This window comes from Paenibacillus sp. P4_A7, from assembly GCF_056402455.1.
The window spans coordinates 1-12106 of sequence record NZ_JBFUHJ010000146.1; the positions used below are offsets into that span (position 1 = coordinate 1).

Here is a 12106-nt window from a genome sequence, read left to right on the forward strand (position 1 = left end):
ATCGTACTAAGCTTGAACGGGCGGACGAGCTGTATGCGGATCATCGCGGTCAATTGCTTGGTGGACCGTCTCTCGAGGAGCTTGAGACGATTCCTGCTTGGACCAGACATTCTCTACGGGTTAAACCTGGTATGAGGAAAGATGTATTCATTTCGGGTCTCGGCTGGATACAAGTGAACGGAGCAACAGGAGCGATGATTGATATTTATGCGCCTAAGGGTGTAAAAGTTATTCTTCGCGATTCAATGATCTAACATGGGCGCTAGGAAGGGGAATTCACTGTGACGATAGCAGGCACAGGAAGCCGTATCGACAGCAATACCATTTTGTTCGGCGTAATTGGTCATCCCATTCGTCATTCGAAGTCTCCAATTATGATGAACCGAGCATTTCAAGAAACAGGAATTAACGGTATTTATATCGCCTCTCTGGTAACGAGCGATCGTTTGTCTGATTTCGTCGCAGGGGTTCGTGCAATGGGCATACGCGGTGTTAATGTTACGATTCCGCATAAGCTGGATATCATGGACCTTCTGGACGTGATTGACCCGGGTGCGCAAGCCATTGGTGCGGTAAATACAATCGTTAACGATGATGGGAAATTGATCGGATATAATACAGACGGAATAGGCTATGTTCGTTCTTTGAAGGAAGAAGCAGAGCCTGATTTAGCTGGCAAAAGAATCGTAGTCATCGGCGCGGGCGGCGCATCGCGGGGCATTATTTACGCGCTTGCTAAGGAAAAGCCTTCACATATTACGATTTCAAACCGTTCTGTGGAACGTGCGGTCGAGCTTGCAAAAGCGTTTGAGGACCAAGTCGACATTGAAGCTGTGTCTAATGACAAGCTTCGATCGGCATGTCAGGAAGCTGACATTATTRTTAATACAACATCTGTCGGCATGTTTCCGAAGACGGATGAAACACCCGTTGATGCTGCTTGGCTTAAGCCGGGCTCAGTCGCGAGTGATTTAATCTACAACCCGATTAAAACGAAATTTCTTGAGCAAGCAGAGCAGCGCGGCTGCCGCATTCACAGCGGACTTGGCATGTTCATCTATCAAGGGGCATACGCCTTTGAATATTGGACCGGACAGCCAGCGCCAGTTGCGGCAATGCGCGAAACTGTACTTGCATCGCTGCAAGGCTGACTTAGGGTAAGCCAATCATAAGAATTATTGAGATGAAAGAAGGAACCATAACAATGCTTACAGGTAAACAAAAAAGATATTTAAGAGCTCTCGCTCACCATTTAACACCGATTTTCCAAGTGGGTAAAGGCGGCTCGAACGATCACCTCGTGCGGCATATCGACGAAGCAATTGAGTCTCGTGAGCTAATTAAGATTTCTGTATTAAATAACTGCCTAGACGATCCGAAGGAAATCGGCGTAGAAATAGCGGCAGCATCCGGCTCCGAGCTTGTCCAAGTAATCGGTAAAACAATCGTGCTCTACAAAGAATCCAAAGACAATAAACAAATCGAGCTTCCTAAACCGGCTCGTAAATAAAGCCTAGCATCATTGGAGCAATGAACTTGTTTTCGTGTTGTTGCAGAAAATATTGCGAATAAGTTAGCGAAGCGGTAGTGTCGTTCTGTAGAAACGCAGTGTTCGCTTCTTGTTCCCTGATTCTAACCGTTAAATGTCTTACAAAATCAAAGAATCAGGGAACGAAAGCGATCGTAAGAATGACACTACCACGCAGCGACATCTATTCGCAAAGGTTTTATGTCCGCCGCGAAACAAATGAGGAGCGAAAAATGTGAGCAAGATAGGGATAATGGGCGGAACCTTCGATCCTATCCATATAGGCCATTTGATTGCAGCTGAAACAGCACGCGAGCAATGTAATTTGCACGAGGTATGGTTTATCCCCACATACGCACCACCGCTTAAAGCAAATGAACCGGGTGTAAGCGGTGAACGGCGCTACGAAATGGTTAGTGAGGCGATTGTGAGCAATCCATCCTTTCGCGCTTTAGACATTGAGCTTCAGCGCGGAGGAGTAAGCTATTCCTACGATACCGTCATGGAGCTGCAGCTTCGCAATCCGAATGACACCTTTTCCTATATTATCGGATCTGATCGTATTAACGACTTGGCGAAGTGGCACAAAATCGAGCAGCTAGCGAAACATATTTCGTTTATCGGTATGGAACGGCCATCTGATCCAATCCACGTTGAGAAGCTTCCGAGCTATTTGCAGGAACGGCTTCAATTGATAAATATGCCTGCGATCGAAATTTCGTCAACTGAGATTAGAAAAAGAAAGAGTGCAGGGCAGTCCGTTCAGTACTTAGTGCCGGATGAAGTACATCGCTATATAAGGAGGTACAGCCTGTATGAATCGTGAACAGATCATTGATAAGGTTAAGGCTCAAATGCCTGAGCGCAGATGGCTTCATACGCAGGGAGTTATGGAGACGGCCGTTAAGCTGGCTGAGCGCTTCGGCGAGGATCCACAACGTGCGGAGAAGGCTGCAATCTTGCATGATGTAGCCAAGTACTGGCCAACCAATCGAATGGAGCAAATCATTCGAGACAAGAATTTGCCTTCTGAATTACTGACCTATGACAAAGAGCTGTGGCATGCGCCAGTAGGCGCTTGGGTTGCAGAGCATGAATATGGTGTAACAGATAGTGAAATACTGGACGCTATCCGCTATCATACTTCAGGACGCAGAGGAATGACGAAGCTCGAGAAAATCGTTTGTTTGGCTGATTATATGGAGCCGGGCCGTGATTTTCCAGGTGTGGAAACCATTCGTGAACGAAGCGAGCTTGATTTAGATCATGCGCTCCTCGCTGGATTCGATTCTACGATATCGTTCTTGTTAGTAAAGGGAAAACGAATTTTTCCGCTAACGATAGAAGCAAGAAACGCTTTGCTGGAAGTATAATAAGGATAATCCGTTCAAAAATCCCACATGCAAACAGGAACAAATCTTTATTGGTGGTACGAGGATTCACTTGTCCCATCTCCCTCGGCAAAAGCTGAGAGGTTATTATTACTATAATGGAGGCTGGCTATGACGATACATTCTGATCAATTGCTACAAATAACGGTTGCGGCAGCAGAAGATAAAAAAGCAGTACAGGTTGTTGCTCTAGATTTAAAGGAAATTTCCCTAGTTGCAGACTATTTTGTGATTTGCAGTGGTAATTCAGATACGCAAGTGCTTGCTATTGCTACAGAAATCAAGAAGCAAGCTGAGATAAGCGGAGCTCGCGTACGCGGTATAGAAGGCATGAACTCAGGCAGATGGGTACTGATCGACCTTGGAGACGTGGTTGTACATGTATTCCACCGTGACGAGCGTGAATACTATAACATTGAGCGCTTATGGTCCGATGCGAAGGTAGTTGAATTCGCATGAGTTTCGTGGCAGGAACGACACGTACGTTAAAGGTGGCCCGCGAGGTGTCGCCTTACGGTTATTTCTTAACCGATGGAGAATCGGATGTGTTGATGCACTACACCGAGCTTGTAGGATCTAAGCCAAAAGTCGGAAATGAAGTAGAAGCATTTCTGTTTTATGACTCCGAAGATCGTTTGGCTGCTACGATGAAAAAGCCTTTGCTGCAGCTTGACGAGCTTGCTCGCTTGAAGGTTGCGGATGTTCATCCTCGGCTAGGTTGCTTTCTAGAGATGGGATTAGGCAGACAACTGCTGCTCCCACTCTCCGAGCTGCCGGAGAGCATTGAATACCGACCATTGCCAGGCGACGAGGTTTTCGTCGTGATGAAGCATGATAAGATCGGGAGACTGATAGCGAAAATTGCTTTTCAGGAAGAGTTGTCCGAGCTTGTTTTTGACGCACCAACCGTCTGGAATAATCAGTGGGTGGAAGGCTGGGTAACAAAAACATTGCAGATTGGCTCATTCGTTATTGTTGATGGAGGTGTTGTAGGATTTGGCGTATATGGTCATATTCCTAGCTCTGAGCGCACAAGACCGCTGCGTCTAGGTGAGCGAGTTAGCGCGCGAGTAACCTTTATCCGTGAAGACGGAAGAGTGAATCTATCGATGTCACAGCGCAAGGAGATCGGCCGATTAGAGGATGCCGATCGAATTTTAGAGTTTCTCAAACTAAGACCGGGCGGCGGGATGCCTTATTCCGATCAAACGGATGCCGATATTATTAAACAAAAATTCGGAATCAGCAAAGGAGCCTTTAAACGTGCTGTAGGCAAGCTGATGCGTGAAGGGATCGTTACGCAGAAAGGGAGCTGGACGTACTTGACTGAACAGATGGAGCCGGAAGTATCTGATCAGCCTGTTGCTGGAACGGCAAACGAGACTGGCTCACATACTGAAGGAGCTGATCAGTAATGACACATTCCTACGGGCAATTCGCAGCTGTATATGATCAATTGATGGAAGATATGCCTTATGCGGAATGGCTTGGATTTGCTAAAGCTGGTTGGTCACGATATGGCATGCCTTCTACGGTCGTTGATCTTGGCTGCGGTACTGGAAGCATAGCCATTCCGCTTGCCCGGTCCGGTTTTCATGTATGCGGAATTGATCTATCGTCGGACATGCTCACGGTTGCTCGCAGTAAATGGGATGAGACGCCCCAGCAGGCGATTAGACCTCGTGCAGGATCCATCAGGTGGCTTCAACAGGATATGCGTGAATGGGAGCTTCAGGAGCCCGTTGACGCGGTCATATCGTTTTGCGATTGCTTGAATTATTTAACCGAAGAGGCTGATATCGAAGCGGCCTTTCGTGCTACATATGCAGCTCTCCGCAGCGGCGGCTCATTCCTATTTGATATGCATCCGCCAAAGCAGTTCGTTCGTTATGCGGAAGAGCAGCCATTTGTACTGGATGAACGGGATGTCGCCTATATATGGACATGCGAGTTCGAGGAGCAGCGTTGTGAGATCGAGCATAATTTAACGATTTTTACTCATGATCGTGATTCGAGGTTTTATCGATTCGAGGAGTCTCATGTGCAGCGCGCATATGATCCTGATTGGATCGAGGCGGCTTTACGAGGAGCAGGCTTCAAGTCGGTAGACCGTTATGCTGATTTTGAGCTTCTGCCGGCAAATAGTAATTCGGAACGGTTATTTTTTGCAGCTGTTAAATAGAATAGCAATAAGCAATTTTACGTGACTGTCCATAAAAAATGGTTGAGCAGAATTCATACGGCTCAACCATTTTTATTTCTTATCTTATGGAAATTGTCGGTTCTTGTAGTTGATTGTAAAATTTTATCAGAATAATAATGGTGAACAAGAAGTGCTATCAGCCTATTGAAAAGTTGATTCGAAAGCAGTAAAGAGGTACGATAAAATATCGTTTTATTCGCGAAGAGCATCCTTTAATCTGCTGTTCATCCCTTGTGATAATGATGTTTTGCGTACAACTTCTAGTTTTAATTTTCGTATTAATTGATTCATTTTTACGTTGTCCTGCTCCAACATACCTATATATGTAAGTAGTTCTGGAGCCGTATAACCGGCATCGTGGAACAATTGCTCCAGCTTAGTTCGAATTTGTTCAGCGGTTATTTTCTCGTCCATTGTGTCCTCCAATATATCAATAAAATGTCACTATCCCATCATATCGGTATCTGTTAAAATAGTCGAGTGCCTCTAATTTGTAAATTAATAATCTCTCCATATTTTTCATTGACGAGACCTATATCTTGATGTAAAATCAAAAACATCAACTACATCTTGATGTAGGTAGAGGCTATCAATGAATGATCATTGGTATAACGTGATTAAGCGCAACTGGCAAAAGCATTGTCAGAAGCGCTTTTTGATTGCTTATATACAGTAGGGGAGCGAACGTGCAATGCTAGTTGTTTATGATTCAAAAACAGGCAATGTCAAACGTTTTATTAATAAATTGAACATGCGCAGCATGCGAATCGATGAGCAAAAAGCAGTGGACGAGCCGTTCGTGCTTGTAACGTACACAACAGGGTTCGGCCAAGTTCCAGAGAAGGTGACATCGTTCTTGGAAAGTAATTCCGAGATGCTCCGTGGAGTTTCTGCGAGCGGTAACCGCAACTGGGGAACAGGGTTTGCCAAGAGTGCGGATACAATCTCTGAACTGTATGATGTGCCTGTTATTTTAAAGTTTGAATTGTCTGGAACGAGTCAAGATACGCAACATTTTGTCGAAAGGGTGCGAACCATTGAAACATATTGAATTGAACAATGAATTAATGCAACGTGGTGCGGATGGATTTTACCAGCTGGATAAAGATAAAGAGGCTGTTGCCGCATTTATGGTAGAAGTAGAAGAGAAGAGCATGAAGTTCGATTCCCTTCGTCACAAGCTAGATTACTTAATCGAAAACGATTATTACGATAATGTATATGACAAATATACATATGAGCAGATTGAAGAAGTCTTCACATTAACATCAAATAGCGGATTTGAATTTCAGTCCTATATGGCTATATCGAAATTTTATAAAGATTATGCAATGAAGTCGAACGATAAAGCGCAGTATTTAGAGCAATATCCAGACCGTGTAGCAATTGTTGCTTTGCATCTTGGACAAGGTGATGCTGAGAGAGCGCTTAGAATCGCGGATGCGATGATCGATCAACGCTTGCAGCCGGCTACACCAACGTTCTTGAACGCAGGTAAAAGTCGTCGCGGCGAAATGGTATCATGCTTTTTGCTTGAGATGGATGATTCTCTTAACTCTATTAACTACGTGCTAGGAACATGCATGCAGCTCTCCAAGATAGGCGGAGGCGTAGCTGTCAATCTGTCCAAACTTCGTGGACGCGGTGAACCCATCAAGGGTGTAGAAGGCGCAGCGAAAGGCATTATGCCTGTGTTGAAGCTAATGGAGGATGCTTTCTCCTACGCGGATCAAATGGGGCAACGCAAAGGCTCAGGAGCAGGCTATTACAACTTGTTCGGCTGGGATATTATTGAATTCCTAGATTGCAAAAAAATTAATGCCGATGAGAAGTCCCGTATCAAAACATTGTCGATCGGACTTATTATACCGAATAAATTTTACGAGCTTGCTGCTCAGAACAAACCTCTCTTTGTATTTGGACCACACTCCGTAATGAAAGCTTACGGCAAGCATCTAGATGATATGGATATGGACGAAATGTACGAAGAACTGCTTGCTAATGAACTTGTTACCAAGAAAAAAGTAATGAATGCACGCGACATGCTGACAAAAATCGCTTCGATTCAGCTTGAATCAGGCTACCCATACATCATGAATAAATCCAATGCTAACAGCGTTCACGCTTTGAAAGATATAGGCTCCATCAAGATGTCCAACCTGTGCACGGAAATCTTCCAGCTGCAAGAGACATCCGAAATTAAAGACTACGGGCACGAGGATATTATTAGACGCGATATTAGCTGTAATCTTGCTTCCCTTAACATCGTAAATGTCATGGAAAGCAAGAAAGTGAAGGAATCCGTTCATGTTGGAATTGAAGCATTAACTACGGTTAGCGACTTGTCCAAAATCGACAATGCGCCAGGTGTGCGCAAAGCGAATGACGAGCTTCACTCGGTAGGTCTTGGCGCAATGAACCTGAATGGTTACTTGGCTAAAAACAAAATCGCTTATGAAAGTGAAGAAGCGAAAGATTTTGCCGGCGTATTCTTTATGATGATGAATTACTATTCCATCGAGCAAAGTATGGAAATTGCTAAAGACCGCGGTGTTACTTTCAAAGACTTTGATCGTTCCGAGTATGCGAAAGGCACTTATTTCGATCGCTATGTAGAGAACGATTTCGGTCCGAAGACAGCTCGTGTTAAGGAATTGTTCGAAGGCATGGACATCCCAACACAGCAGGATTGGGCAAACTTGAAGCAAAATGTGCAAACCCATGGTCTTTTCCATGCTTATCGTCTTGCTATTGCTCCAACGCAAAGTATTTCGTATATCCAAAATGCTACATCTAGCGTTATGCCGATTGTTGAGCATATTGAAACTCGTACTTATGCGAACTCAACAACGTACTATCCAATGCCTTATTTGGCGCAAGAAAATTATTTCTATTATAAATCGGCATATAACATTGATCAGTTCAAGCTGATTGACCTAATTGCTGAAATTCAGCAGCACGTGGACCAAGGTATTTCTACTGTCCTGCATGTAAATAGCAATGTGTCCACTCGAGAGCTGGCGCGTTTCTACGTTTACGCGGCTCAAAAAGGTCTCAAATCACTGTATTACACAAGAACTAAGCGGCTTACGGTTGAGGAATGCACGAGCTGCGCAGTTTAATTTTAAATGATAAGAATTTATAAGTTTCACACTTAAAATATGCTAATAATTCACCGCGAAACGAGCTTTTGCCGCAAGGACGGCGACAGCCGTTTACGCTTGAAATATAGGAAAGTATAAGTTTTACCCTTATACTCCGCCTATATTTTACGAGAAACGCGTTGTCCTTAGACAAGGACGACGAAGTCGTTTCTTCTTAATAGACGCTTACGTAGCAAAGAAGGAGCTCACCTAATGAAAGCAGTAAACTGGAATCGGCCGGACGATGATTTCACCCTAACGTTCTGGCAGCAAAACGTTATGCAATTTTGGACAGATGAAGAGATTCCTTTGTCTGACGATAAAATGGACTGGATGGAAATGACTGACGCTGAGCGCACGCTTTACAAAAACGTGCTCGGCGGTCTTACGCTGCTTGATACGATCCAAGGCGGAGTAGGCATGCCGAAAATTTTGGAGCATGTTGAAGGCTTGCAGCGTAAAGCGGTACTGTCATTTATGTCGATGATGGAGCAGATCCACGCTAAGTCGTATAGCAGTATTTTCACAACACTAGCATCTGGAGAAGAGATCGACGAAATCTTCTTATGGGTGGAGAAAAATGAACAGCTGCAGAAGAAAGCGACTTTGATTTCTTCCTGGTATGAGAACATTACAGGTCCTAAAGAGCTGTATAAAGCTATGGCTGCTTCCGTATTCTTGGAGAGCTACCTGTTCTACAGCGGCTTCTTCTATCCGCTATACTTGGCAGGACAAGGTAAAATGACGAGCAGTGGCGAAATTATCAACTTGATCTTGCGCGACGAGAGCATTCACGGCTTGTATGTTGGTGTGCTGGCGCAGGAGCTATTCGAAACCTTCAGCAGTGAAGAACAAGAGCAGCTGAAAATCGAGGTATATGCATTGCTAAACGAGCTTTACGAGAACGAGATTGTGTATACAGATCATTTGTACACACCGCTTGGTCTAACAGAAGAAGTGAACGTTTATATCCGTTACAATGCGAACAAGGCGCTTATGAACCTCGGTATGGAGCCGCATTTCCCAGAAGATGAGACCGTTAATCCTATCGTATTTAATGGTATAAGCACGCACACGAAGCAGCATGACTTCTTCTCTCAGAAGGGGAACGGCTACGTACGCACCGTTCACGTTGAACCGCTTAATGATGATGATTTCGTTTTTAACTTTTAAATGAATAGATAAGTGTCAAAAGCATCAAGTCCATGTGACTTGATGTTTTTTGTATCTTATTTCAGATGATAAAAGTGAATAAAAGGATAGACAAGTAAATTTTGCTATGTTATTATACTTTTCCTATCACTAGAGCGGAGGTCAAAAAATTGATTACGATTAGCGGTTTAAATAAAACGTATCACGTTGCAAAGCGTTCGTCAGGACTTAGACAAGCTTTTAAGGCATTGTTTCGCAGGGAGTTTACCAAATTGGAAGCGCTTAATGATATTTCGTTTTCAATTAAGGCAGGTGAAATTGTCGGTTATATCGGACCGAATGGCGCAGGGAAATCAACAACGATTAAGGTGATGAGCGGAATCCTCGTACCTGACAGCGGGACATGTACGATCAAAGGATATACGCCATGGAAGGATCGTGTCGCTTACGTAAAGCATATCGGCGTTGTATTTGGTCAGCGGTCTCAGCTTTGGTGGGATGTTCCGGTAATCGATTCCTTCGAGCTGCTTCGGGATATTTATAAAGTGCCTGAGCAGGAATATCAAGATAATTTAGCACTACTAACAGAGACACTTGAGCTGCACGATATCATCTACATGCCTGTAAGACAGCTTAGTCTTGGACAGCGAATGCGCTGCGAGATAGCAGCTTCTCTACTGCATAGTCCAAGTATCCTGTTTCTAGACGAGCCTACAATTGGCTTAGATGCAGTATCTAAAATCGCCGTTCGCCGATTTATTCGCAAGATCAATGAAGAGAAGGGCGTTACGGTTATTTTGACAACTCATGATATGAACGATATCGAAGCACTAGCGCAGCGAATTATACTAATTGGCAAGGGAAGGCTGCTCTACGATGGAAGTATTAATGGGATCCGCAATCAATTTGGTACGCGCAAGACGATTACAGTTGAATATAGGCATCAGTCAACGCCTCTTCAAGTGCCTGGAGCTGTGCTTGAATCATGGTCGCCTGAAAGAGCTGTGCTGAGTGTTGATACAGAGCATGCGGTCATTTCAGAGGTGTTGATTCGTTTATCGGAGCAGGTGGATCTGCTGGATGTATCGATCGACACGATGCCGATTGAGGATATGATTGTACAGCTGTATAAGGAGCATCAAATATAATGAAAGCGTATGTATCCGTTTTTAAGCTGCGTCTATATCATGGTTTGCAGTATCGTGCCGCTGCTCTTGCGGGAATAGCAACACAGTTTTTCTGGGGCTTCATTATCATTATGGTATATGAGGCTTTCTACAGTGGCTCGATAGCGCAAAATCCCATATCTTTAGCTCAGCTAATCTCCTACGTATGGCTGCAGCAAGCTTTCCTTGCCTTTATTATGTTATGGTTCCGTGACAATGAGCTCTTTCAACTGATTACAAGTGGGAATATCGCTTATGAGCTTTGTAGACCAAGTGAGATTTATGGGTTGTGGTATGCCAAACTGATTGCTCAGCGTCTGGCGAGTGCGCTTTTGCGAAGTATGCCGATTTTGGCAGTAGCCTTTTTCCTGCCGGAGCCCTATCGGTTGATGATCCCCTCTGATCTGGCTACCGCTTTCTTATTTGTTAGTGCATTGTTAGTCGGACTACTTATGATTGTTGCTATCTCCATGATGATGTACATAACGGTATTCTACACCATGTCACCAACAGGTTCACTGCTGTTGTTTGGCGTAATCGGTGAATTTCTGGCCGGGATGGTGATCCCCATTCCTCTTATGCCTGATTGGCTGCAAAATATCGTCTATATGCTTCCATTCCGTTGGACGGCTGATTTTCCATTCCGTGTAYATTCAGGACATATTTCGAAGGAGGATGCGCTGATCGGGATTGTCATACAGCTTGCTTGGCTTCTAGTATTAGTTGGAGCTGGCAGATGGGCTATGGCGAAATCGTTGCGAAGAGTAGTCGTACAAGGAGGATAATAGAAATGAGGCTTTATTTCAAATATGTATTTATTTTATTAAAATCGCAAATGCAGTACAGGACATCGTTTTGGCTGCTCACATTAGGGCAGTTTCTTGTACCTTTTTCTGTGTTTGCAGGGCTTTATTTTCTATTTGAACGTTTTGGACAGATTAAAGGCTGGGACTTTCAAGAGGTAGCCCTTTGCTTCTCGGTTATTCATATGGCATTCGCAATTAGCGAGTGCTTTGCCCGTGGGTTCGATTCGTTCTCCAGCTTGGTCGTAAACGGCGAATTTGACCGGGTATTGGTGCGCCCGAGGGGTACGATTATACAGGTGCTTGGTTCAAGGTTTGAATTTACGAGAATCGGGAGATTGCTTCAAAGTGCGATGGTTCTGATCTGGGCGATTAGCGAGCTATCTGTGGACTGGACCTTGCTCAAAGCGTTCACGCTGTTATTTATGGTAGTAAGCGGTGTATTTATTTTTGCAGGTATTTTTATACTGACGGCAACGATGTGCTTTTGGACGATTCAAGGGCTTGAGATCGCAAATATATTTACGGATGGGGGCAAAGAAATGGCTCAGTACCCGCTGAATATTTATCAGAAATGGGTAACGCGATTTTTTACCTTCATTATTCCGTTCGGCTGCGTCAACTACTTGCCTTTACTCTACATTTTAGACAAAACGACTGGGAATGAGTTGATCTATATTCTGTCTCCGGCGGCGGGAATCGTCTTTATCATCCCTTGTC

The 12106-nt window shown here is 44.3% G+C and carries 14 protein-coding genes and 1 pseudogene; 14 read left to right on the forward strand and 1 reads right to left on the reverse strand.

The annotated features are described in order from the left end of the window. The 8 genes and pseudogenes from AC1DWN_RS17680 to AC1DWN_RS17715 form a co-directional block, all read left to right on the forward strand. Nucleotides 1-254, forward strand: a pseudogene (locus AC1DWN_RS17680) (ribosome biogenesis GTPase YqeH); the annotation flags it as partial. 27 nt (nucleotides 255-281) lie between these two features. Beyond that, nucleotides 282-1151 (forward strand): shikimate dehydrogenase, encoded by an 870-nt coding sequence (gene aroE, locus AC1DWN_RS17685; protein ID WP_477560224.1) that lies wholly within the window; start codon nucleotides 282-284, stop codon nucleotides 1149-1151. 53 nt (nucleotides 1152-1204) lie between these two features. Continuing rightward, a complete protein-coding gene (yhbY, locus tag AC1DWN_RS17690; RefSeq protein WP_477560225.1) occupies nucleotides 1205-1510 on the forward strand; it encodes a ribosome assembly RNA-binding protein YhbY in 306 nt (101 codons plus the stop codon). A gap of 253 nt (nucleotides 1511-1763) precedes the next feature. Next, entirely contained in the window at nucleotides 1764-2354 is a 591-nt protein-coding gene (nadD, locus tag AC1DWN_RS17695; protein WP_477560226.1) for a nicotinate-nucleotide adenylyltransferase, read from the forward strand. Further along, nucleotides 2344-2901 carry a bis(5'-nucleosyl)-tetraphosphatase (symmetrical) YqeK gene (yqeK, locus tag AC1DWN_RS17700; RefSeq protein WP_477560227.1) on the forward strand — a complete coding sequence of 186 codons (558 nt, stop codon included), beginning with the start codon at nucleotides 2344-2346 and terminating at the stop codon, nucleotides 2899-2901. The genes nadD and yqeK overlap by 11 nt, the downstream gene beginning before the upstream one ends. A gap of 129 nt (nucleotides 2902-3030) precedes the next feature. Further along, nucleotides 3031-3378, forward strand: coding sequence for a ribosome silencing factor (gene rsfS, locus AC1DWN_RS17705; RefSeq protein WP_477560228.1), 348 nt, complete (start codon nucleotides 3031-3033; stop codon nucleotides 3376-3378). Further along, on the forward strand, nucleotides 3375-4334 hold the full coding sequence (locus AC1DWN_RS17710) for a CvfB family protein (RefSeq protein WP_477560229.1): 960 nt from the start codon (nucleotides 3375-3377) through the stop codon (nucleotides 4332-4334). The genes rsfS and AC1DWN_RS17710 overlap by 4 nt, the downstream gene beginning before the upstream one ends. After that, nucleotides 4334-5101: a class I SAM-dependent DNA methyltransferase gene (locus AC1DWN_RS17715; RefSeq protein WP_477560230.1), complete on the forward strand. Its 768-nt coding sequence runs from the start codon at nucleotides 4334-4336 to the stop codon at nucleotides 5099-5101. The genes AC1DWN_RS17710 and AC1DWN_RS17715 overlap by 1 nt, the downstream gene beginning before the upstream one ends. Before the next feature lie 213 nt (nucleotides 5102-5314). On the opposite strand, the gene AC1DWN_RS17720 is transcribed toward AC1DWN_RS17715, so the two are convergent. Continuing rightward, on the reverse strand, nucleotides 5315-5536 hold the full coding sequence (locus AC1DWN_RS17720) for a hypothetical protein (protein ID WP_477560231.1): 222 nt from the start codon (nucleotides 5534-5536) through the stop codon (nucleotides 5315-5317). 277 nt (nucleotides 5537-5813) lie between these two features. Between AC1DWN_RS17720 and nrdI the strand changes: the two genes are divergently transcribed. The 6 genes from nrdI to AC1DWN_RS17750 form a co-directional block, all read left to right on the forward strand. After that, entirely contained in the window at nucleotides 5814-6173 is a 360-nt protein-coding gene (gene nrdI / locus AC1DWN_RS17725; protein ID WP_477560232.1) for a class Ib ribonucleoside-diphosphate reductase assembly flavoprotein NrdI, read from the forward strand. Next, a complete protein-coding gene (nrdE, locus tag AC1DWN_RS17730; protein ID WP_477560233.1) occupies nucleotides 6160-8244 on the forward strand; it encodes a class 1b ribonucleoside-diphosphate reductase subunit alpha in 2085 nt (694 codons plus the stop codon). Before nrdI ends, nrdE begins: the two co-directional genes overlap by 14 nt. A gap of 234 nt (nucleotides 8245-8478) precedes the next feature. After that, entirely contained in the window at nucleotides 8479-9438 is a 960-nt protein-coding gene (gene nrdF / locus AC1DWN_RS17735) for a class 1b ribonucleoside-diphosphate reductase subunit beta (RefSeq protein WP_477560234.1), read from the forward strand. A 149-nt stretch (nucleotides 9439-9587) separates the two neighbouring features. Next, nucleotides 9588-10565: an ABC transporter ATP-binding protein gene (locus AC1DWN_RS17740; protein ID WP_477560235.1), complete on the forward strand. Its 978-nt coding sequence runs from the start codon at nucleotides 9588-9590 to the stop codon at nucleotides 10563-10565. Then, complete coding sequence (locus AC1DWN_RS17745; RefSeq protein WP_477560236.1) at nucleotides 10565-11368, forward strand: ABC transporter permease; 804 nt, start codon at nucleotides 10565-10567, stop codon at nucleotides 11366-11368. Before AC1DWN_RS17740 ends, AC1DWN_RS17745 begins: the two co-directional genes overlap by 1 nt. A gap of 5 nt (nucleotides 11369-11373) precedes the next feature. Continuing rightward, nucleotides 11374-12106: ABC transporter permease (locus AC1DWN_RS17750; protein ID WP_477560237.1), on the forward strand; the 733-nt coding region annotated here is incomplete at its 3' end.

Bases quoted from the DNA above. Each gene is read 5' to 3' on its own strand.
- yqeK (WP_477560227.1), top strand. From the start codon at position 2,344: ATGAATCGTGAACAGATCATTGATAAGGTTAAGGCTCAAATGCCTGAG.
- rsfS (WP_477560228.1), top strand. From the start codon at position 3,031: ATGACGATACATTCTGATCAATTGCTACAAATAACGGTTGCGGCAGCA.
- yhbY (WP_477560225.1), top strand. From the start codon at position 1,205: ATGCTTACAGGTAAACAAAAAAGATATTTAAGAGCTCTCGCTCACCAT.
- AC1DWN_RS17710 (WP_477560229.1), top strand. From the start codon at position 3,375: ATGAGTTTCGTGGCAGGAACGACACGTACGTTAAAGGTGGCCCGCGAG.
- nrdF (WP_477560234.1), top strand. From the start codon at position 8,479: ATGAAAGCAGTAAACTGGAATCGGCCGGACGATGATTTCACCCTAACG.
- nrdI (WP_477560232.1), top strand. From the start codon at position 5,814: ATGCTAGTTGTTTATGATTCAAAAACAGGCAATGTCAAACGTTTTATT.
- AC1DWN_RS17715 (WP_477560230.1), top strand. From the start codon at position 4,334: ATGACACATTCCTACGGGCAATTCGCAGCTGTATATGATCAATTGATG.
- AC1DWN_RS17720 (WP_477560231.1), bottom strand. From the start codon at position 5,536: ATGGACGAGAAAATAACCGCTGAACAAATTCGAACTAAGCTGGAGCAA.